20 protein-coding genes are annotated in these 22,204 nt (G+C 59.5%); 15 read left to right on the top strand and 5 right to left on the bottom strand.

All coding sequences use genetic code 11. The features are described 5' to 3' along the window. Entirely contained in the window at positions 1–645 is a 645-nt protein-coding gene (locus ACVDG9_RS07655) for a DUF1194 domain-containing protein (RefSeq protein ID WP_447237664.1), read from the bottom strand. A gap of 376 nt (positions 646–1,021) precedes the next feature. Between ACVDG9_RS07655 and ACVDG9_RS07660 the strand changes: the two genes are divergently transcribed. From ACVDG9_RS07660 to ACVDG9_RS07720, 13 genes are all read left to right on the top strand, one after another. Then, positions 1,022–2,560 carry a glycoside hydrolase family protein gene (locus ACVDG9_RS07660; RefSeq protein ID WP_077290397.1) on the top strand — a complete coding sequence of 513 codons (1,539 nt, stop codon included), beginning with the start codon at positions 1,022–1,024 and terminating at the stop codon, positions 2,558–2,560. Continuing rightward, complete coding sequence (locus ACVDG9_RS07665; RefSeq protein WP_447237665.1) at positions 2,557–3,306, top strand: HAD-IIB family hydrolase; 750 nt, start codon at positions 2,557–2,559, stop codon at positions 3,304–3,306. The genes ACVDG9_RS07660 and ACVDG9_RS07665 overlap by 4 nt, the downstream gene beginning before the upstream one ends. Before the next feature lie 114 nt (positions 3,307–3,420). After that, positions 3,421–4,716 (top strand): glycosyltransferase, encoded by a 1,296-nt coding sequence (locus tag ACVDG9_RS07670; RefSeq protein WP_055658693.1) that lies wholly within the window; start codon positions 3,421–3,423, stop codon positions 4,714–4,716. A gap of 128 nt (positions 4,717–4,844) precedes the next feature. Then, positions 4,845–5,099, top strand: a complete 255-nt coding sequence (locus ACVDG9_RS07675; protein ID WP_022997836.1) for a PepSY domain-containing protein — start codon at positions 4,845–4,847, stop codon at positions 5,097–5,099. Positions 5,100–5,178: 79 nt separating this feature from the next. Then, positions 5,179–5,847, top strand: a complete 669-nt coding sequence (locus tag ACVDG9_RS07680) for a response regulator (RefSeq protein ID WP_022997835.1) — start codon at positions 5,179–5,181, stop codon at positions 5,845–5,847. Further along, positions 5,837–7,264: an ATP-binding protein gene (locus ACVDG9_RS07685; protein WP_228869082.1), complete on the top strand. Its 1,428-nt coding sequence runs from the start codon at positions 5,837–5,839 to the stop codon at positions 7,262–7,264. The genes ACVDG9_RS07680 and ACVDG9_RS07685 overlap by 11 nt, the downstream gene beginning before the upstream one ends. Positions 7,265–7,513: 249 nt before the next feature. Continuing rightward, the gene (locus tag ACVDG9_RS07690; protein WP_022997833.1) at positions 7,514–7,951 is read left to right on the top strand and encodes an RT0821/Lpp0805 family surface protein; all 438 of its coding nucleotides are present in this window, start codon (positions 7,514–7,516) and stop codon (positions 7,949–7,951) included. A gap of 150 nt (positions 7,952–8,101) precedes the next feature. Next, positions 8,102–9,583: a hypothetical protein gene (locus ACVDG9_RS07695; RefSeq protein WP_022997832.1), complete on the top strand. Its 1,482-nt coding sequence runs from the start codon at positions 8,102–8,104 to the stop codon at positions 9,581–9,583. A gap of 158 nt (positions 9,584–9,741) precedes the next feature. Continuing rightward, on the top strand, positions 9,742–10,875 hold the full coding sequence (gene ccmI / locus ACVDG9_RS07700) for a c-type cytochrome biogenesis protein CcmI (protein ID WP_447237666.1): 1,134 nt from the start codon (positions 9,742–9,744) through the stop codon (positions 10,873–10,875). 62 nt (positions 10,876–10,937) lie between these two features. After that, positions 10,938–11,387: a cytochrome c maturation protein CcmE gene (ccmE, locus tag ACVDG9_RS07705; protein ID WP_023014602.1), complete on the top strand. Its 450-nt coding sequence runs from the start codon at positions 10,938–10,940 to the stop codon at positions 11,385–11,387. 34 nt (positions 11,388–11,421) lie between these two features. Continuing rightward, a complete protein-coding gene (locus tag ACVDG9_RS07710; protein ID WP_022997829.1) occupies positions 11,422–13,407 on the top strand; it encodes a heme lyase CcmF/NrfE family subunit in 1,986 nt (661 codons plus the stop codon). Between the two features lie 4 nt (positions 13,408–13,411). Then, positions 13,412–13,897, top strand: a complete 486-nt coding sequence (locus tag ACVDG9_RS07715; protein ID WP_447237667.1) for a cytochrome c-type biogenesis protein — start codon at positions 13,412–13,414, stop codon at positions 13,895–13,897. A 139-nt stretch (positions 13,898–14,036) separates the two neighbouring features. Then, the gene (locus tag ACVDG9_RS07720) at positions 14,037–15,287 is read left to right on the top strand and encodes a bifunctional alpha/beta hydrolase/OsmC family protein (RefSeq protein ID WP_447237669.1); all 1,251 of its coding nucleotides are present in this window, start codon (positions 14,037–14,039) and stop codon (positions 15,285–15,287) included. A 25-nt stretch (positions 15,288–15,312) separates the two neighbouring features. Here ACVDG9_RS07720 and ACVDG9_RS07725 read toward each other — a convergent pair whose 3' ends face one another. The 4 genes from ACVDG9_RS07725 to ACVDG9_RS07740 form a co-directional block, all read right to left on the bottom strand. After that, positions 15,313–16,392: a DUF2336 domain-containing protein gene (locus ACVDG9_RS07725; RefSeq protein ID WP_022997826.1), complete on the bottom strand. Its 1,080-nt coding sequence runs from the start codon at positions 16,390–16,392 to the stop codon at positions 15,313–15,315. 230 nt (positions 16,393–16,622) lie between these two features. After that, complete coding sequence (locus tag ACVDG9_RS07730; protein ID WP_447237670.1) at positions 16,623–17,285, bottom strand: 5-formyltetrahydrofolate cyclo-ligase; 663 nt, start codon at positions 17,283–17,285, stop codon at positions 16,623–16,625. A gap of 39 nt (positions 17,286–17,324) precedes the next feature. Further along, complete coding sequence (locus ACVDG9_RS07735; RefSeq protein ID WP_447237671.1) at positions 17,325–18,434, bottom strand: HPP family protein; 1,110 nt, start codon at positions 18,432–18,434, stop codon at positions 17,325–17,327. 123 nt (positions 18,435–18,557) lie between these two features. Then, positions 18,558–19,556, bottom strand: a complete 999-nt coding sequence (locus ACVDG9_RS07740) for a DUF2336 domain-containing protein (RefSeq protein WP_075282049.1) — start codon at positions 19,554–19,556, stop codon at positions 18,558–18,560. Positions 19,557–19,685: 129 nt separating this feature from the next. On the opposite strand from ACVDG9_RS07740, the gene ACVDG9_RS07745 reads away from it, so the two are divergent. Further along, entirely contained in the window at positions 19,686–20,336 is a 651-nt protein-coding gene (locus tag ACVDG9_RS07745) for a glutathione S-transferase (RefSeq protein WP_447237672.1), read from the top strand. Between the two features lie 316 nt (positions 20,337–20,652). Continuing rightward, positions 20,653–22,188, top strand: coding sequence for a Do family serine endopeptidase (locus tag ACVDG9_RS07750; RefSeq protein ID WP_367020591.1), 1,536 nt, complete (start codon positions 20,653–20,655; stop codon positions 22,186–22,188). Positions 22,189–22,204 lie beyond the last annotated feature (16 nt).

Raw genomic sequence — 22,204 nt, forward strand, 5'->3', positions numbered from 1 at the left:
TCAGCGCAGGGAAGCGTAGCCGCTGCCGAAGATTTCCCGCAGCAGTTTGCGCTTCATTGCCTCGGCGTAGTCGTCATAGCTGGCTGCAACCTCGACAAAGGCACCCGGCCCCCTGATCACATGGGTCCGGTAGTAGCGCACCGGAGCTTCATCGGCGCCTGAAATCACCAGACCGTTGACCGTAATGTCCTGGAAATCGAAGGCCCTGTAGGCGCTTTCCGGGCCGAAACCGTCGTTGTTGATGCCATCACCGGCTACATCTATGACCTTACGAACACAAGGCGCGGGTGCCTTGCGCATCAGGGTTGCCGCATGGCCGAGTGCATAACCGAGGGCGGTTGGAAATTCGGTGTAGCCTCGTGGTGAGCGTCGCAGGGTTTCGGCCGCATTCGCAGCGCTTTGCGCATCGGAAAGATGGCTCCACCCAAGCTGGAGCAATTGCTGGTACCGGCCGCTCCATTCGAAACTTGTAACCCAGATCCCGCCAACGGCCTCTATTGCCTGAACGACGTCCGGGTCTCTCAAGGCATCTGCCAGTCCGTTGAGCTGCAAGGTGTGTTCGCGCGCATCGACGCTGGCCGAACCGTCCATCGCCAGAACCAGCGACAGGGAACACGCGGCTGCAGGACCTGGCAGGAGCAGCAAGGAAAGAAAAGAGACCGATGACCTGACGCAAAGTCTTGCGCGCCGCGCTTTGTCCGCGGTGGCAGTCGGTATGTGAGATCCAACAGCAGTCCGTCATGAACCCATTCTAGAGGATAGGGGCGGCAAAGGAATGCTTTTACGACGCGCTTTTGGCTCAGAAACGATCATATTCTAGGCATAGAGCCGAGCGCAGCGGGCCAACTGAAAGGGCGGGATCCGGCTGTTTCTGTTCCATACCGCAAATCGTTCCGGAAATGCCGCCAGTCATCAGGCAGGATGCGCAAAGGGGTGATATTGTTCGTCCGAGCCATGTTGCACTGCAAATTTTTTGGCTTAGGCTCTTGATCCTGCTGAAACATCTGGGCAGGGTTAGGGCATGTATGCATCCCATGGATTTCTGCGGTCGGACATTGGCGACGTCGATGTCGTTTATCACGACGGCATCTATCATCTGTTCCATCTGGTGCTGCCCAATCACGATTTCATCGCGCACGCCGTCAGCACGGACGGCATGACATGGCGCCGGGTCAAGAATGCACTTTTCGTCGGTGAACCGGGCGAATGGGATGATGACATGCTCTGGACGATGCATGTGACGCCCGATCCGGACCGGCAGGGCGAGTGGCGCATGTTCTACACCGGCCTTGCGCGGGCGGAATATGGCAGGGTGCAGCGGGTCGGGCTGGCACGGTCCAAGGATCTCTATACCTGGGAACGCTGCAATCACGGCAATTATCCCCTGCAGGTGCCGGGCCCGCTTTACGAGAGCACTGTAGACGAAGGCCGGAAGTGGGTCAGTTTCCGCGATCCGTTCTTCTATGTCGACGAAGACACAGGCGAACGCCTGCTGCTGGCCTCTGCCCGTGTCAAGGAAGGGCCGGTCATACGGCGCGGCTGCGTCGGGCTCGCACGCGAGACCAAACCGGACAAATTCACGTTCGAGCCACCTCTTTATCGGCCTGGCCTTTATGACGACGTCGAAGTGCCGAACCTGTTTCGTCTCGACGGCCGCTATTACCTGATGGGATCGATCCGCGAAGACACCAAGATCCACTACTGGTACGCGGAGACGATTGAGGGGCCATACCAGAACTTCTTCGACAATGTGATCCTGCCGACGGGCAATTATGCAGGCCGTATTTGCCGGACCAACGACCGGTTGCTTCTGTTCAATTTCTTTTCCAAGACGGAGTACGTCTACGGGCGCGAGGTCGTGAAGAAGCTGTTGCCGCCGCCGAAGGAACTGGTGACGGACAGTGCCGGCAGGCTCAAGCTGAAATCGAATTCGGACTTCAACGATCTGGTGACGCATCGCCAGGTCGTGACTGCGTCCTACCAGTGCAAGGCACTGTATTCCAACACATACGCGTCGGCGATTGATCGGCCGGACGGGCTGCATCTGAGCTGCAAGAGCGGGTACGAAGCTTTCATGCTGCCGGGCAAGCATGAGGATTTCCGCCTCAAGGCACAGCTGATGCTGGAGGGACTGGGCAAAACCGGTCTTGTGCTGAGGATGAACGACGAGGGTGACGGTTATTACCTGTCTCTGGATCTCGTCAACGGCATTGCCCAGATGCGGGCTTGGGGGGCAAACCCGACACCTGAATTCGAACATGCCTTCCGGTACGAGCCGCTTCAGGAAGCGCATTTCAGGGGCAGCGATCATGGCCCTTGGCAGATCGAGGTTGTGGCGCACGGCCTATACTTCGAGTTTTCCATCGACGGCTATGTGGTGCTGTCGCTGGTTGACGACAGTTTCATCGAAGGCGGTATCGGCTTCTACACCGAAAGCGCGGCCGTCTGCCTGAAGGACCTTGTTGTCGAAACACTGAGCCGTCCGGTAACGGAGCACACGGTCGAACCGGCATATTCCGTCACGCACAGGGCGCCCGATCAGGAAGGGGAGGGCCGGTGACCGGCGAGACGGGCAAGAGTGATACCTGGCTTCTGGTCAGCGACATCGATGACACCCTGACCGGTAACCAGACCGATCTGGAGCGACTTTGGCATCAGTTGAAGAACGCCAAGTCGCACCTGAAACTGGCTCTAAACTCCAGCCGACCGGCCGCCAGTGTCGACCAGACCCTTGCCGATTACTTCCCCGAAGGCTTCGAACCGGACGCGATTATCACCGGTTTGGGAACCGAAATCCGTCTGGACCGTTTCTTTCTGGAAAGCTGGCAAAGCCGGTTTATCGACTGGCCTGACGAGGAAGTTCGCAAAATCGTCCGGAAACTGGGGTATGATGCGCACGACGACAAGTTCCAGACGGACGGAAAGGCGAGCTTCGCCGTTCCGGGTAAAGACGGCGTGGACGCGATTCTTGCCGCACTCCGGGACGAGAGCATCCCGTTCAGGCACATCTATTCAGGGACCAGTGATCTGGACATTCTCGCCCCCGGCGCAGGCAAGGACACTGCCATGCGCCATCTGGCAAGCCATCTTGGCATTCCGATGGAGCGAACGATCGCTGCCGGTGATTCCGGTAACGACCTTGCGCTGTTCGAAGCAGCGGGCAAGGCAATCGCGGTCGGCAATGCCCGCCAGGAACTTCTATCAACCCTGCCGCGGCACAAGACCTATCTGGCATCCGCCCACCATGCGGCCGGCGTGCTGGAAGGGCTGACGGTAATGGGCCTGCTGCCGCAATCGGCAGTCTGATCCGGCCTTTCGAGAGGCTGCTGCCTGCTGCAACGTCGGCGGGCCGATGAGCAAAAAGAGCAAAAGAACGCCTGGGTAGATGGAGATCAAGACACACGAACAAGGTAACGACACATGAACAAGCACAATATCGGTTCCCTTCTGATGATCTCGCTGCACGGTTACGTGGCCGGATCGCCGGAACTGGGTAAACCGGATACGGGCGGCCAGGTGGTCTTCGTACTGGAGCTGGCAAAACGGTTCGCGCGGCTCGGCTACAGGGTCGATGTCATGACGCGCCAGTTCGAAGACCAGCCGGCCGAGGATATCATCAATGAAAACCTGCGCGTCGTGCGCGTTCCTTTCGGAGGATCCGATTTCATCCGGAAGGAGGACATGCACGACTGGTACGGTGACTTCGTCACCAATGCGCTGGCGATGATCCGTCATCGCAAGTTGCATTATGACGTGATCAACTCTCATTACTGGGATGCAGGCGTCGCCGGCCAGAAAATCGCCGAGGAGCTGCAGGTTCCGCACATCCACACGCCGCACTCCCTTGGCTGGTGGAAAGAACACGACATGGTGGGAGCGGGTGAAGAAGAGATGGCCGGGTACCGCTTCAAGGAGCGTATCCAGAAGGAATTCGTTCTTTACCGCAACTGCGACCACATCATCGCGACGACCGAGCAGCAAACGGACCTGATCGTCGAGCAATACCAGCTGCCGCGCGAGCATATCACCATGATCCCGCCGGGCATCGACGAAGGCCGGTTTACGCCCGCAACACCGGATGTTGTCGCGGAAGCGCGCCGGAAGCACGATTTCAAGGAAACGGATATCTACGTCGTCGGCAGGGCAGCGGAAAACAAAGGCTATGACCTGATCATCGAAGCCTTGCCGAGCCTCCTGAAACTGCAGCCCGACGCACGCCTTGTGCTTGCAGCCGGTGCCAATTCGGACAGCGACAAGGCGCTGCTCGCGCAATGGAAGGAAGTCGCTTCTTCCTTGGGCGTGTCCGATGCCATCAGCTGGCGTGGGTATGTCGCGGATGAAGATCTGGCCGATTTCTATCGTGGTCCGGGCATCTTCGCACTTCCCTCCCGCTATGAGCCTTTCGGCATGACCGCCGTGGAAGCGATGGCCTGCGGAACGCCGACTGTGGTGACGATTCACGGCGGCCTTTTCGACCAGATCGAATTTGGCCGACATGCGTTGGTGGCCGATCCCAAGCGACCAGAAGAGTTTGCGGCCATGTTGAACATGCCGATGCAATACTCCTGGATGCGCGAAACCCTCTCGGTGGAAGGCGCTCGCTTCGCACGCCGCGTGTTCGGCTGGACAGGGATCGCCCGGCGGACGCTGCAGGTGTTCGAGCAGTTCAAGGGCCGTTACGACGACCTGCAGACGGACGAAGTGGCGCTGGGCTGACAAGGCGGCGGAAGGACGCCGCCGCAAGAAGGGCTGCTGAAGAAATCCAAACAACCGGTTCAGCTTGCGTTCAGGTGAAATTGATTACACCTTGCGCATGACCTCGTGAGCAGACCGGAATCGGACACGTGAAACAGATATTTGCCCTTTTGATCCTGACATTCGCCGTCATTGCGCCGGCGCAAGCCGCTTGTTTGTCCCAGTCGCAGGCCCGTGAAGCCGTGGCCAGCGGCAAGGCCGCCCCGCTTGGGGCGGTTGCAGGACAGGCAGGCGGTGAAATCGTCAAGGCCCAGCTTTGCCAGCAGGGTGGGGGATACGTCTATCTGTTATCGGTCCTAAAGGGTGGCAAGGTGACAACTGTCACAGTCAACGCCAACAGGTAATTGCTAGAAGCGACATCTTCCTGCCGGCTTTCGGTTGGTTGATCTGGTTCCGACTCCATCAGTCATAAAGTTGAATTTCATGCGCATTCTTGTTGTCGAAGACGATACCGATCTGAACCGCCAGCTGGTGGCCGCCCTGGAAGAGGCCGGCTATGTGGTCGACAGTGCGACGGACGGCGAGGACGGGCATTTTCTCGGCGACACCGAGCCATATGACGCCGTGGTGCTTGACCTCGGCCTGCCGTCCCTCGACGGACTGTCCGTTCTGGAAAACTGGCGCCGCGACGGGCGCACCATGCCGGTTCTCATCCTGACAGCGCGCGATCGCTGGTCGGACAAGGTTGCGGGGATCGACGCCGGTGCCGATGATTATGTCGCAAAGCCTTTCCACATGGAGGAAGTGCTTGCCCGTGTGCGTGCGCTTGTGCGCCGGGCTGCCGGGCATGCCTCCAACGAACTCACTTGCGGTGCGGTGCGGCTGGATCTGAGATCCGGCCGGGTAACCGTGGACGGCAGCGCGGTCAAGCTGACTTCGCATGAATACCGGCTGTTGTCCTATCTGCTGCATCACCAGGGCAAGGTGATCTCCCGGACCGAATTGACCGAACATCTCTACGATCAGGATTTCGATCGTGATTCCAACACGGTGGAAGTCTTCGTCGGCCGTCTGCGCAAGAAAATCGGTTCGGACATGATCGAAACCATCCGAGGGCTCGGATACCGCCTGGGAGCGGCGAGTGACACCTGAGACCTCTGCCAACGGGGACGGCCGGCCCGTGAACCGGCCTCAGCGGTCGCTTGCCGCACGTCTGGTGTTCGTGGCGGCTGTATGGTCCACCATCGCGCTCGCCATCGCCGGGGTGTTCCTGGTGAGCCTTTATGAAAGAGCGAGCGAACGGGCGTTTGACGCCCAGCTCGAGGTTCATATCAAGGCACTGATTGCCGAAATGCTGGCAACCAATGCAGATGCCAGTGCTGACCAGGCGACTGCAACCCTGACTGCGCCGACCTACCGCGGCGATCCCCGGTTCTCCCTGCCGCTGTCCGGCTGGTACTGGACGGTTCGACGCGCCGACAGCCCGTCGATCCTCTATGCATCGGAGTCGCTGGTGGGGGATCCGCTGAACACGCCGCCGATCGGGCAGGACGACGCCAACGCCGGGTTCATCGTCGGGCCGACCGGTGATGAAATCCGCGTACTCCAGCAGAGAATTACCGTTGAAGACGCGGCCTATGTAATTGCCGTCGGCGCTGCAACGGCAGGGTTCTGGGCGGATATCTTCGAGTTCGCGCGGCTTGTGGCCATCACGCTTTGCATTGTCGGGCTCGGGCTCATTCTGGCGATCTTCCTGCAGGTGAAATTCGGCTTGCGGCCACTTGCGCGCCTGCGTGCGTCGCTTTCGGCCGTTCGACAGGGCGAGGCCGAACGCATTGACGAGGCCCTGCCGCGCGAGATCGCGCCGCTGGCGGTGGAACTTAATGCGCTCATCGTGTCGAACAAGGAAATCGTCGAGCGCGCACGCACCCACGTCGGCAACCTTGCGCACGGTCTGAAAACCCCACTGTCGGTCATTTCAAACGAGGCAAGGGCGTCCGGCGGCCCCTTGGCGGACAAGGTGTCCGAACAGGCATCGATCATGTCGACCCAGATCCAGCATCATCTGGAGCGGGCCCGCATGGCGGCGCAGCGGCGGGTCATCGGTGTTTCATGCGAGACCGAGCCGGTTCTTGCCCGTCTGATCCGGGCCATGGGCAAGATCTATCAGGACAAAGGCGTTGATGTCGGTTTCGCGCAGTCCGGTCAGATCCGCTTTCGAGGCGAAAGCCAGGACCTGGAAGAAATGAGCGGCAACCTGATCGACAATGCCTGCAAATGGGCAGGTTCGAAGGTGCGGGTGCAGGTGGCGCCGTTGAACGATCCGGCCACGAACCGGGACATGTTCACGATCACGGTCGAGGATGATGGGCCCGGACTGACGCCTGAACAGCGCGCCGAAGCCATCAAGCGTGGTCGGCGTCTGGATGAAACCGTGCCGGGAACAGGTCTTGGCCTGTCGATCGTGGCAGATCTCGCCGCCCTTTACGGTGGCACCTTCGATCTTGAAAGTTCCTCGCTCGGAGGCCTGAAGGCACGTCTGGTGCTGCCGGCGCTCAGCAAGGAATAGGGGATTTACCAAACGTTCGCTTGGGCCGCCCTTGCGGGACTGTGATAGGATGTGATGCAAATAGCGGAAACAAAGACACGGTTGTGGCCAAGTTCGGCCACAAATTGAAAATAACACTGATTCATCGACCGGTTTGCGCCGGTTTCACGCCTTCTAGTGCAGTCATTTTGCGCTAGCCTTTGGAAAATGGTCAGCAATCGGATTTCAGCTGCTTCTGGTTGAAATTCGAAGAACTTGGAGCTTTCAAGAATGCGTCTTCGCGGTGCCTCGTGTCTTGCTCTTGCCTTTGCTTTGGCAGGTTGCTCCATGACGTCCGGTTCGAGAGACAGCAACACTTGGGGGTCCTTTTTCGGTGACCCGAATGCGAATGTTTCCGGCTCGGAAGCGAATACGGCCATTTCGGTGCTGGTGAACAACGAGTTCGGGGACGCGCTTGAACCGTCTGACCGCAAGGCAGCCGAAGATGCCCAGACCAGGGCCCTGCGCGCGCGTGGCCTTGGGGTTTCGGTTGCCTGGCAGAACGAGCGTACCGGCCGCAGTGGTCAAGTCCGCCCCGGACCGGTCTATTTCGTCAACGAGACCAGCTGCCGCGAGTTTACGCACGAGATGGTTCTCCAGGGCCGCACCTTGCAGGCGCGCGGCACGGCGTGTGAAACCGACCAGGGTGCCTGGCAGGTGATCGGCTGAACCAGCCGGCGCGGAAAAGGTTTAAAGGGAGACAGTGTTCTGGTGATGCTGTCCGAAGCCCTTTAAGTTCCCGGTATTTATTCTCAACACTTGCTTAAGTCTTCTAACGTTAAACTCGCGGTAACTAGGATCGCGATGTTGACGCTGTGAATGACATATTCGGACCAGCTTGAAACCAAAATCAAAACCTACTTGCGTAGTCTGAGCCCCAAGGCGGTTGAGGCTCTGGTCCGCAATTTGGAACGCGCCAAGGTTCAAAAACACGCTGATCCGCATATCCAGCTCGTTCTTGCCGCAGCCGTGGCACTCATTCGCAAACCGCAGCCGGTTGCACCGAGCATGCCGGGTGGCGCTCAGCGACGCAATCAGATCCAGCGGATGTTCTTCACACCGCTGGATGATTTTCTGATCAACGAAATGCTGCCACAGCGGCAGGAGGGCCGAATCCAGCGAGGCATTCTCGACCGTGTCTGGAACTGGCTCGGTCGTGATGTCATGGCTGCCGACATTCGCCTTGTGCTGGAACAGGCCGGAAATTCTGCCGTTAGTGGTGAGCGTGTGGATGCCCTGGTGCAGGCGCTGCGCTCGCGTGCCGTGGACGCCATCGGCGACATGCTGCGCCGCGCGGAAACGTCCGACAAAGACAAGCGCCGAATGGCAATCGAACTTGGCGGCGAACGTGGTATCTCCGAAGTCAGGGACATCCAGAAGATCTTTGCGGCAGAACGTTGGCTGGTGCCGTTCCTGCAGAACATACCGGATCGCATCAACGAGCATCGGTTGAAGCAGGATACTGAGGTGCTGCGTCTCGTCGACAAATGCACCGCACGATTTCCCGACCATGTTCCGGTGATCGCCGCCGCGCTGGTGGACCGCTCGGACATGCCTTCGGCCTTGTGTGCCTTCGCCGGACGTCTGGCAGGCGACCCTGACCCCAAGGCGATTGCTCGTTCGCAGTTCGCACCATTTGTTGATGTGGTCATGAGCGAGGCCGAACGTCTGCAGATCCTGGCGTTCGAACATCGCAACAACAATCCGGACCCGGTGGCCTTTTCTCAGGCGCTGTCGGAGTACCACTTGTTGGTCCGCGGCGTTGAACGTGACATGGATCTGTCGGTCACCGGCAGGTGGCACAAACGTCTGGCGGAAACCAAACGCAGCATCTCCAGTGTCGTCACCCGGGAACTGAACAGCGCCCACAGCAGTGTGCGGCGCGCCCTGCAGGTGCCGAAGTTCGACAAGGACGGCAAGCTGCAGATCGACCAGATCGCGATTGATGACGCCGTACGTACGTTGCGCGTGGTCGCTATGGTTCGGAACGCCTCCGAGACCTTCGCCGTCAACGAGATCGGCAAAAGTACACGCCAGGCAGTCGAACAGACGCTTGAAATCCTGACCCGTTCTCTGATCACCGATCTTGGCAAATCCAAGGGACCTGCGTTGGAGGCACAGATTGCGGCAGCCGACGTCGCCATCATGCTGTCGGAGATCTATTTCGGCACGGATTACGCCGCGCAGCTGCGCCGCAGCCGGCAATCCGCCTATGCAAAAGCGAGCAAGAACGCGGCCGATGCCAGTTCCGGCCCCAGTCCGGAACGCAAACTGGTCGCTAATGCGCTTGGCCGGCGCTGACGGTTCCCGCTAGGCCTTCGAAGTCGGCGCATTGCAAAGCCGGTTGCCGCAATGGTCTTGAAGGTCTGGCCTCATTCACCGATTTGTTTGCGCCGCGACCGCCGGTCACATCCCAGCCACCTTGCTTTTGTCCGCATTGAATTGTCTATAGTGCGGCCATGGTGTTCTGGATCCTGATTGCCCTGTTGACCGGGGTTGCGACATTGTCGGTACTTATTCCTCTATCGCGCACACGGCGCCATCAGGAGGATGCACCGGCGCGTGCGGACGAAGCGGTTTATCGCGAGCAGCTTGCGGCGATCGAGACGGAACTCGAACGGGGTCTGATTGACGCCGAAGCAGCCGAGGCAGCGCGAACGGAAATCGCGCGCCGTCTGCTTGCAGCCCACGACAGGGGCGACAGCAAAAAACAGGACGGCTCCAAGGGGGGAAGCTTCAAGCTTGCGCAGGGGCTGGCCCTGCTGGCGGTGCCAGCCTCAGCTTTCGGACTTTACCTTGTCCTTGGCTCTCCCGATCTTCCCGACCAGCCGTTGCTCAGCCGTCTGAGCGCACCGGCGGAAGAACAATCCGTCGATCTGCTTGTTGCCCGTGTTGAACGGCATCTGGCGGAAAATCCGGAAGATGGACAAGGCTGGGCAGTCATTGCTCCGGTCTACCTGTCGCTCGGTCAGCCTCAGGCTTCTGCGAAAGCCTATTCCAATGCAATCCGCATTCTCGGGCCGAACCAGGCCTGGCTCACCGATATGGGTGAAGCCCTGACGATTGCAAACCAGGGTCTGGTTACAGCCGATGCCCGCGCCGCTTTCGAGCAGGCCGTGTCGCTGGAACCCGCAGCCGTAAAGCCACGATTCTTTCTCGCACTGGCGCTTGGCCAGGAAGGCCGCAAGGAAGACGCGATTGCCGCTTGGCAGGCTCTCCTTCAGGGTGCTGATGAGACCCAGGCCTGGGTTGGGGCCGCGCGTCAGGAAATGGCCCGGCTGACAGGTGGCGCACCGGTTGGCAACAGTTTGCCGGGACCGTCCCAGGAGGAGGTTGCTGCCGCCAGCGAAATGGCCGCTGATGACCGTCAGGCCATGATCGCCGGCATGGTTGCCGGCCTTGCCGAGCGTCTGTCCACGGAAGGTGGATCGGTGGATGAGTGGAACCGGCTGATCCGTGCCTATATGGTTCTGGGTAAGAAACAGGATGCGGAAAAGGCTCTTGAGGAGGCGCTGTCGGCATATGCGGACAAGCCGGAGGACTTGTCCATGATCAAGGACGCTGCCAGCCAGCTTGGTCTAACTGACGGTTGAGCGGCAGACCTGCCGCAGGCGGCGCAGTTGCGCCGGGGAATTGAAAATCGGACGCTTCGCTGATGACACGCAAACAAAGACGATTGACCCTTATCGGTTCGGCTGGCGCGGTTCTGGCCATTGCCCTGACGTTGATTCTGATCGCGCTGAGAAGCGAGATCGTGTTTTTCCAGAGCCCGACCGAAATCACCCAGAACGGCGTTGCGCCCGGGCAGCGGATCCGGCTCGGTGGCCTGGTCGAGGAAGGCTCGGTCGTGCGCTCCGACAATGCCGAAGTCAGCTTCCGTGTAACCGACACGGCCAATACGGTTGCCGTCACCTATAAGGGCATCCTGCCGGATCTGTTCCGGGAAGGGCAGGGCGTGGTGACCGAGGGGATCGTCGGTTCGGACGGAGTTTTCGTTGCGGACAGTGTGCTGGCCAAGCACGATGAGAACTACATTCCCAAGGAAGTGGCCGAAGCGCTGAAGGCGCAGGGACACTGGCAAGGTGAAGAGGGCAACGCGAACTGATTGTTCGCAGTGCCGGTGAGGAAGAGGAACGGACATGATTGTCGAATTCGGACACTACGCACTTGTGCTGGCCTTCGCGCTGACACTTGTCCAATCCGTTCTGCCGATCTGGGGGGCGCTCCAGAAGGATGAACGCCTGATGGCAGTGGCACCGCCGGTTTCGGTGATGCTCTTTCTCCTGGTCCTTCTGTCCTTTGTGGTGCTGACGGGTGCTTATCTCAATTCCGATTTCTCGGTGCTGAACGTTGTCGAGAACAGCCATTCGGCAAAACCCCTGCTCTACAAGTTCACCGGCGTTTGGGGAAACCACGAAGGCTCGATGCTTCTGTGGGTGCTGATCCTGGTTTTCTTCGGGGCTCTTGTTGGCGTCTTCGGGGGCAACCTGCCGGCCGACTTGAGAGCGGTGACATTGTCCGTCCAGGGCTGGGTTACCGCAGGTTTTGTCCTGTTCCTGCTGGCAACGTCCAACCCTTTTACCCGGATTGCAAATCCTCCGCTGGAAGGGTCTGACCTGAACCCGATCCTGCAGGACATCGGCCTCGCCATTCACCCGCCTCTGCTTTACGTCGGGTATGTCGGCTTCTCCATCACCTTCTCCTTTGCGGTGGCTGCACTTATCCTCGGCCGTATCGATGCGGCCTGGGCACGATGGGTGCGGCCCTGGACACTGCTTGCCTGGTGCTTTCTCACGCTCGGCATCGCGATGGGCTCCTACTGGGCCTACTACGAACTTGGCTGGGGTGGCTGGTGGTTCTGGGACCCGGTCGAAAATGCCAGCTTCATGCCCTGGCTTGCGGGCACGGCTCTGCTGCACTCGGCAATCGTCATGGAAAAGCGCGAGGCGCTGAAGGTCTGGACGGTACTGCTGGCGATCTTCACCTTTTCCCTGTCGCTTCTCGGCACCTTCCTGGTGCGTTCAGGCGTCCTGACTTCGGTTCATGCGTTTGCCACCGACCCGGCCCGCGGCGTCTTCATTCTCGGCCTTCTGTGCATCTTCATCGGCGGATCGCTCAGCCTTTACGCCTGGCGTGCACCGATGTTGAAACAGGGGGGGCTGTTCGCACCCATCAGCCGGGAAGGCGGTCTGGTGCTGAACAACCTGTTCCTGACCGCTGCCTGTGCAGCCGTCTTTGTCGGCACGCTCTATCCGCTGGTGCTTGATGCCGTCACTGGCGAGAAGATTTCAGTCGGTGCACCGTTCTTCAACCTGACGTTCGGTCCCCTGATGGTGCCGCTGCTCCTGGCAGTGCCTTTTGGTCCGATCCTGTCCTGGAAACGGGCTGATCTTGGGGCGGCCTGCCAGCGGCTTTATGCGGCTTTCGGTCTCGCCCTGTTGCTGACACTGGTCACTTACTGGGCCTGGGGCATGGACAAGGTGCTGGCGCCGCTTGGTGTTGGGCTGGCGGTCTGGGTCATGGCGGGTGCAATTTCCGAAATCGTGACCCGTGTCAAATTCTTCGAAATAGGCTTCAAGCGCGGGTTTGCCCGTCTTGTTGGCCTGCCAGGATCTGCCTGGGGAACGGCCACTGCCCATTTCGGCATCGGCCTTACTGTCCTCGGTATTGTCACGGCTTCCGCGTTTCAGGAAGAACGTGTCCTCACAATGCGTCCGGGCGATGTTGTCGAACTTGCCGGATACCAGATGACTTTCGAAGGCGCCGCACCGCGCCGCGGTCCGAACTACACTGAAGAAGTGGGGCACTTCTCCATCCGTCAGGGCGGAACCCTGGTGGCCGAGCTTGACCCCTCCAAGCGCATTTACACGGCGCGCCAGATGCCGACAACGGAAGCCGGTATCTATACGACAGGGTTTTCGCAGGTCTATCTCTCGCTCGGTGAAGGGCGCGGCGATGGCGCTGTCGACGTGCGCGTCTATTTCAAGCCGCTGATCACCCTGATCTGGATTGGCTGTGTGATCATGTCCCTCGGTGCGGTGTTCTCCATTGCAGACAGGCGGCTGCGCGTGGGGGCTCCGAAACCGGCCCGCAAACGTCAGCAAAGTGTGGCAGCGGCGGAGTGACCGGATGATACAGCGTCTATTCCTTGCCCTGCTGCTCTGTGTGAGCCTGCTTACCGCACCGGCTCTTGCTGTTGCGCCCGACGAAGTTCTGGACGATCCGGTACTGGAAGGCCGTGCCCGGGCACTGTCAGCGGGACTGCGCTGCATGGTCTGTCAGAACCAGTCCATCGATGACAGCGACGCACCGCTGGCCAAGGACCTGCGCGTCCTGGTACGCGAGCGACTGGTCGCCGGCGACAGTGACGAGCAGGTGATCGATTACCTTGTGTCCCGCTATGGCGAATTCGTGCTGCTGAAGCCCCGCTTCGCCTGGCACACAATCGTTCTGTGGGCCGCGGGCCCCGTTGCCCTCATTGCGGGGCTGATTGCGATTGTTGCAGCCCTGCGCAAGCGTGCTCGCAATCGCGCTGCTGCCAACGATGTCTCCGCTCCCAAGCTGACCGCGGAAGAGGAGCGTAGGCTGCAGGCGCTGCTGGACAAGGCCGACTGACACTTCCGGCCGTTCGTGTTCGGCCTCACCAGCTGCATACCGTTCAAGATCTGCGGTCACTGTGTTCACACCAATGCGTGACTTGCATGACGGGCAGGTGTGCTTACCTGTGGCCGAGTGAACGCATGGAGGCAGAAGAATGGGACAGCATCCGCTGAAACTGGAGTTTGACGGCGCGCACGACGCAAGTCTGGCGGCCCGGCTGGATCTGCCGTCTGGCAAGATCAGGGCTTTTGCCCTGTTCGCGCACTGCTTTACCTGCTCCAAGGATATCGCTGCCGCCCGCCACGTTGCCAGTGCGCTCTCACAAGAGGGAATTGCCGTGCTCCGGTTCGATTTCACCGGCCTCGGCGGCAGTGGCGGCGATTTCGCCTCAACCGGATTTTCCTCCAACGTCGAAGACCTGAAGCGGGCAGCAGATTATCTGCGCCGCAACTATCAGGCTCCACAGCTCCTGATCGGCCATTCGCTCGGCGGGGCCGCGGTTCTGTCCGTTGCCGCCGACATTCCCGAAGTGCGGGCCGTCGTGACGATCGGCGCTCCCTCCGACGCGGATCATGTGATCCGAAGCTTCAAGGGAGTGGAAGAGACGATCCGCAAGCAGGGCGAAGGAGAGGTTTCTCTCGAAGGGCGCAACTTTACCATTCGCAAGGAGTTCCTGGACGATCTGGAAACCCAGTCGGTTCGTGACAAGGTCGCTGGTCTCGGCAAGGCGCTTCTCGTGATGCATGCCCCGCTCGACGAGGTTGTCGGTATCGACAATGCCACCAGCATTTTCGTTGCCGCAAAGCATCCCAAGAGCTTCGTGTCGCTCGATACGGCCGACCATCTTCTTTCAAAGAGCCAGGACGCGGCCTATGCGGCACGTGTGATTGCCGGTTGGGTCGGGCGTTATCTCGATCCGGTAGCGGAACAGGCCGGCGACGAAGCAAAGGATGGTGTTGAAGTGGTGGAGACCGGCCAGGGCAAGTTTCAGGTCATGGTCACGAGCGGCGTACACCGGATGATCGCCGACGAACCCAAGGATGTCGGTGGGTTCGACAGCGGCCCGTCGCCCTATGGATATCTGTCCGCCGCACTCGGGGCCTGCACGGTCATGACGTTGCGCATGTATGCTGAACGCAAGGGGTTGGATATCGAACGGATCGGCACACGTGTTCTGCACGGCAAGGTGCACGCGGCCGATTGTGAAGAGTGTTCGGAAAGCGTGAAGTCGCGGAACGGCAAGATCGACCGGTTCGAGCGATTGATCACGCTGGAAGGCAACCTTGACGAAGCAACGCGAACCCGGCTTCTGGAGATCGCCGACAAATGTCCTGTTCATCGCACCCTGGAAGCGGGCGCTGCGGTGGTGACGCGGGATGTGTCGCCCGGCAAAGCAGAGGCGTGATCTGACGGGAAGCGGAGAGGCGGCCTCAGGCCGCCTGGCCTTCCAGGGTCTGCAGACGGATCTTCATGAAGGACAGCAGACGGCGCGCGTCACGGTCTGACAGCGACTGGTAGTCGTTCGCCCAGTTTTCCGCGGTCGACTGCGGCTGCTTGTTGTGCATCGCCCGGGCCTTGCACAGCGCATTGTAGTCCGCATTTTCCACTCCCATGGCACGGCAAAGAACCGCCACACCGGTGGAATCGTAACGCACCATGACATTGGTGACGTATTTCTGCTCCAGACCCGCCATTTCCGCCAGCAGGAAGCAGATGTCGAACAGGTTGTTGGACAGCGACAGCTGCGTGATCGCCTTGCTGAGCGAACGTTGCCCGGCCCGAATTTCCTTCAAGGTGACCTTCGCATTGATACGGGTCGCCTTGCGTTCCAGCTTCGAGCTGGCAACAACCTTGCTGGCCTTGTGGAAGAGATCCTGGATCAGGGTTTCGTTTTCCTTGCGCAGCTGGCGGATCTTCGCCTGCTGAGCCTCAGGCATCTGGTTGATCAGTTTATCGTAGTCCGACTCGGTAATGTCCGCGCGCTCCATCATGGCGTCGCGGATTTTCTCGTCCTTTTCCGCCAGCTTGATCAGCAGGCGAGAGCCCCATTCGGAAAACTCCGCGCCGGAGTTGGCCGCAACAGATTGCTTGACCGGGTTCTCGCCGCGTTCCAGCAGGACATCGGTGACATTGGCCTCAAGATGCTGGCGTTTCGAGATCGCCAGCAGGTGCCCCTGACCCATGGTCTTGGCCAGCCGCAGGATATCCTCGGTCTTCAGAGCGTTTGAGGACGTCAGCATCGGCCTGGCGATGTCGATCTCTTCTCGGGCAAGCTCATAGGCGACCTTGTTGGAAGTGTCGTCTATCGGCGCCAGCTGTTCGGATATCGCTTTCTTCTGTTCAGGCTCCATGGTGGGAAGCATGCTTTCCAGCACCGTGTTGAACAGGGCGATTTCTTCTGTCTGGTAGCTGTTCGCGCCACGCACAAAAAGCTCGGTAACGTGTTCCACCAGTTGGTGGCGTTTTTCCGGGGTGCTTTCCTGAGCGAGATTGAGAAGGTCGTTGAGCATCTTTTAGCTGTCCGTTTTTCTTGCAACAGGACTACCGCAGAGACAGTTTACAACTGTCTAAAGCGCAGGATAAAAAAAGGATAAATCTATCGCGCCATCCGTATTAATTACAGGATAAGGCTGACATTTTGCGCGCTTATGCGTGCCTCAAGCGTGTTTACTTGATTTGATAAAGTCTCTGGGAGACCCTGCACGGATTTGCATTAGGTAACTACTGGTTGAAGAAAGTGTCATTTTCCCTGTTCAACTTCCAAAGGCCCGGTGTCCAGAACGACCTTGTCCATTGGCACATCCCAGGGCATTGGAAAGATGGAGTTGAGACTGCAGAACGCGAAACCGATCCCGATGGTCAGCGGTTTGGCCGGCAGCGATGCCAGCGTGCGGTCGTAGTAGCCGCCGCCATTGCCGAGGCGGTAAAAGTGGGCGTCGACACCAACCAGGGGGGCGATCACGACCTCGGGCACCTGCGATAAGCCTTCTTCGGGAACGGGAATGTTCCAGAGGCCTCGCACCATCTTGCAGCCTGGCTGCCACGGGCGAAAGACCAGCGGTGTCTGCTTTTCGAGAACGACGGGTAAAAGAACTGTCCTGCCCGAGTTGCAAAGCTCCGTCATCAGGGGGCGAAGGTCCGGTTCTCCGCGGATTGGCCAGTAGAGCGAGATCCTCTGATAGTCGACTGCTTCAAGGACGGGGCGAAGCTGATCGATCAGCGCAGCGGTCTTTGCCGCCCGCTCCGTGCTGGTCAGTCCCTTCCGCTTTTCATAGAGGCGGCTGCGCTCAGATTTGCGGAACCGGCTGACATCGCGAAAGGTTTCCTGATCAACGACAAATCCGCCTACCAGCATGTCGGCGTAGCAGACAGGGTCTCCCGGCAGGTCGTCATCTTGGCTCATTCAGGAAAATTCCCTTCGCGTCCCTGTGCTTTTACCGCGTCAGGCGGCCTTTCTGTCCGTTGCGGGCCAGACCAGGGCCTCAAGCAGGAGTGAGCGGGTCAGAAAACCTTCGAACACTCCCTCCTGGCATACCGGAACATGATCCAGATTATCGCGAACCATCACATGCAGGGCATCACCAAGCGGCAGGGTGCCGTCGAAAGACGTCACCGGAGCATGCAGGAGGTCGCGAGCGAGGGGAGGGGCGAAGTTCGATCCGCCACCGAAGCCTTTGCTCAGGACGCGTAGGAGGTCGCGCTGGTTGATGAGACCGGCAAGATGGCCGTCAGCATTCACGACTGCGACTTTGGATGTTTCGGACTGCTGCAGTTTGCTGAGGATTTCCTGAAGAGACGCATCTGGAGCAACATGAAGGTGTTCCAGGGCGATCGCATCAGCACAGGCTACCCCTTCGAAGGGAGGCTGTATCAACTCTGCCTCGACAGCGGCCACAAGCCGGGCAAGATCGACAGCACCGAGGTTGGTCGACTGGTGAAATTTCGACAGCAGGTCCGACAGATTTTCCTCGGTCAGGCCAAGCCGCCGCATAGGTGGTGGCCCGCTTTGCGAAAGGCTTGTCCGGAACGGATATTTCCGACCGGAGAAACGATGAAACACCAGGCCGGACGCCACCAGTACACAAGTCATCACGGCTGTATTGAAGACGATCATCAGCGCGCCTGTTTCCGTCAGAAGCTCAGGCGACAAGCCAATCAGCAAGGCGACAGCTCCGCCAGGCGGATGCAGAGCCCGGCCGAGCATCATCGCGGCAAACGCAAGCGCGACAGCCAGAACCGGCGCGGTTTCCAACGGCAGCAAGGCAAGCGCCACCACGCCGCACACCGCCGACAAGGTGTTTCCCAGAATTGCGGACCAAGGCTGTGCAAGCGGGCTGTTTGGCACGGCAAACACCAGTACGGCAGAGGCGCCAAGAGGCGCCATCAGAAACAGTGGCAGGCCGCCATATGCGTGCATCAACCACACCATCAGGGCGCATGCGCCGATACCGATAGCGCCGCCTGCCATGGCCAGAAACGCTTCGGTTGGCTGCGGCCAAGGCAACGCCGGGGCGAACGCGGTTCTGAAGGTCGGTTTGGGATCGATGTGCATGAAGTCGCCTGAAAAATATGCAATTGCACAAGTTCTAGGCGAAAAATCCGGAATTGACTTGGATTTTGAAACTCAATTTTCGCCCTGTCGCGAAACGGATTTTCGCACTTGGGCCGGTGGCGATCAGGCAGCCTTCTCGTGTTTGGCTGCTTTCAGCCTGATTTTCATGAGCGCCAGAAGCCGGCGGGCATCGGTGTCATCGAGCATGTGGTAGTTCGTCAGCCACTTGCTGCCGGTGCTTTCGGGAAACTTCAGATGCTTGCATCGTTCCTTGCACACGGCCTGGAATTCCATGGCGCCGATACCGGTGGCCCGGCAGACAGTGGCAATGCCGGTGGAATCGAACCGGACCATGAGATTGTGGACATATTTCATGTCGAGGCCGGAGAAGAACGAGAGCAAGGCGACTGCATCGAGAAGATTGTGTTCCTGGGCCAGCTGGTAGACCGCCTTGTTCAGGGTCGTCTTGCCGAGCCGGATGCCCATCAGCCACGCCTTCGGGCTGATCTTGGATTGCTTTTTCACCAGTTCCGCACCGGCAGCGACTTCACCGTCGTCACGGAACAGATCTTCCAGCAGCTCCTCGTTCGACTTGCGCAAGTGCCGGATGCGATCACCAAGCTGCTTGGGCATGTCCTTCACCAGGCTTTCGAACACCGGCATGGTGATCTCGGCGCCGAGGTTGGCGGCCAGCGCGTGTTTGACATCCCTGCTGCCGCGCTTGATCAGGATATTGCTGATATCGTTGCTGACGTGGTCGCGCTTGGCGAGAGCCAGAAGGTAACCCTGGTCCTTGGTTTCCGCGATCTTGCGCAGATCTTCCTCGCGAAGCGACTTGGAGCGTTCCAGCACTGCCTGGGCCACAGGCAGGTCGTCGCTGGCCATTGCCGCGGCAAGCTTGGAGGACATTGACGGCACATCTGCAAGACGTTCGGACATCTTGCGCTTGGCGTCGTGAGCAAGGGAATCGTAGACGCCCTCGAGCATGTTGTTCAGAAGATGCGTCTCTTCGGAGCCGGGGTCGTCTGCGCGGGCAACAAGCAGGCCTGTCACGTGCTCGGCAAGCTCGTGTTTTTTCTCTGAAGAACTGTCCCTGGCAAGCTTAAGAAGCGAGTCGCTCATGTCCGTACCCTATCGGCATAAGTTTCGCCAAATTTCCTTTATAACCTGTGAAAACCACCAAGTGCTTTGTTGCAATAAGGTGATTTCGGCACTGTTGACCTGCCGGCACCGATGGGTCATTCCACGCGCATGAACGCAACCTTGATGCCGATCCTCTATTCTTTCCGCCGCTGCCCCTATGCCATCAGGGCAAGGCTCTCGATCGCCGCAAGTGGCGAGCAGGTCGAATTGCGGGAAATCGTCCTGAGGGACAAGGCACCCGAATTTCTGGAAACGTCTCCCTCGGCAACGGTACCCTGCCTGAAGACCGGTGAAACGGTGATCGATGAAAGCCTCGACATCATGCTCTGGGCGCTTGACCGGTCCGACCCGGAAAACTGGCTGAAGCCGGAAAAAGGTGATCTCGATGCCATGCTGGAATTGATCGGCGTTTGCGACGGCCCGTTCAAAAGCCATCTGGATCGCTACAAGTACGATACGAGATATCCGGACACTGACAGGGAAACAGAGCAAGCCGGTGCTGCGGAGTTCCTTTGGCATCTGGACAGCCGTCTCGCCGCTACGCCCTGGCTTTTCGGCGGCAACGCCTCGCTGGCCGACTTTGCGATTCTGCCCTTCGTTCGTCAGTTCGCCAACTCGGACCGCAGCTGGTTCGACAGCCAGGAGTGGACGTCGCTGAAAGCCTGGCTGGAAGCCTTCGAAGTGTCTCCCCGGTTTCAATCCGTGATGCCGAAATGGAACCGATGGCAGGCGGGCGATACACCGGTCGTCTTCCCCTGACAGGCGAATCAAATCCGTCGTAACGCGAAGCAGAGAACACTCTGCCTGGGTCGCTGGTCGGCTGTTTCCTGCTTCCTGCACTCGGTTTTCAGTTCTGTGAATGTTCGGGACGGAAAAAACCGTAGCCACTTGTGCCCCGGTCGTGGCGGTTTTCCTCACGTTTTCTGCCATTTGTTCCAACCTTACAAAACCGTAATGCCGCCGACAGGCGCCTGTAAGACTGGTTCACCTACTTTCACTTTCGAACCTGGAGCGCTTTCCCCGCAAGCAGTCCAGGAAATGGTTTTCAAACCTTATCTCGAAAGAGGAAGACAACATGCAAAACAGTCGCTCAGTTTCTCCCCTGCGCTCCCGTCGCGCCAAACTGCTGGCAGGCGTCGTCGCGCTCGGCGCAGCCGGACTTCTGACGGCACAGACCATTGTTCCGAGCCAGTTGGCTCTGGCTGATGCTGTCCGTGTCGATACTGCGGCTCCGCTGGACTTCTCCCACGTCGTCACTGCCGTCAGCCCGGCCGTTGTCAGCGTTCAGGTCAAGCAGGCCGCAGAGCCGCGCATGATGAACTTCGGTGGCGGCAACGACAATTTCGAAGACTTCTTCAAGGGCCTGCCTGATGGCCATCCGTTCCAGCGCTTCTTCCGCGAGTTCGGTGGCAAGGGTGGCGGTGACCAGCAACAAAATCAGCGCCGTGCCCCGCGCCAGTATGGCATTTCCCAGGGCTCCGGCTTCTTCATCTCTGATGACGGTTACCTCGTCACCAACCATCACGTGATCGAAAACGGGACCGAGTTCACCGTGATCGACCGTGACGGCAAGGAATATGATGCCAAGCTCATCGGCGCCGACAAACGGACGGATCTGGCCCTTCTGAAAGTCGAAAGCGACGAAACGTTCACCTATGTCGATTTCGCCAAGGAAGCACCGCAGGTCGGCGAATGGACTGTCGCTATCGGTAACCCGTTCGGTCTCGGCGGCTCCGTCACGGCGGGTATCGTCTCGGCACGTGGCCGCGACATCGGCGCCGGCCCCTATGACGACTTCATCCAGATCGATGCTCCGGTCAACCGCGGCAACTCCGGTGGTCCGGCCTTCAACATGCATGGCGAAGTCATCGGTGTGAATGCGGCGATCTTCTCGCCGTCCGGTGGCAACGTCGGTATCGCCTTCGCAATTCCGGCTTCGACCGCGCAGGATGTCATCATGGAGCTGAAGGACGACGGAACCGTCGTTCGCGGCTGGTTGGGCGTTCAGATTCAGAACGTCACGGATGACATCGCGGAGAGCCTTGGCCTCGAAGAGGCCCGCGGCGCCATCGTCGCGGAAGCGCAGGAAAACAGCCCGGCACAGAAGGCTGGCCTGCGCTCAGGCGACACCATCCTTGCCGTGGACGGTACTGAAGTGAAGGGCCCGCGCGAGCTGTCCAAGATCATTGCGGCTTACGAGCCCGACAGCCAGGTGGACATCACGGTCTGGCGTGACGGCCAGAAAGAGGACGTTACCGTAACACTGGGCCGCCTGCAGGATCAGGAACAGGTTGCAGCCGCTCAGCCGGAGGCCGGTGAAAGCAAGACCAGCCTGGATGATCTCGGCCTGGTCCTGACGACGAAAGCCGAAGCTGGCCTGGAAGGTGACGGCGTGGTTATTGCCGAAATCGACCCGGAAAGCCCGGCAGCCGAAAAGCGCCTCAACACCGGTGACGTGATCCTGGAAGTGGCCGGCATGAAGGTCAACAGCCCGTCCGATGTGCTGAAGGCGCTGGACAAGGCGGAAAAGGATGGCCGCAAGGCGGTTCTCTTCCGGGTTGAAAGCAACAACACGACACGGTTCGTGGCCCTGCCCATGAACCTCGCCTGATCAGGGGCCGGTTCTG

It is taken from the genome of Roseibium sp. RP-7, assembly GCF_053005225.1.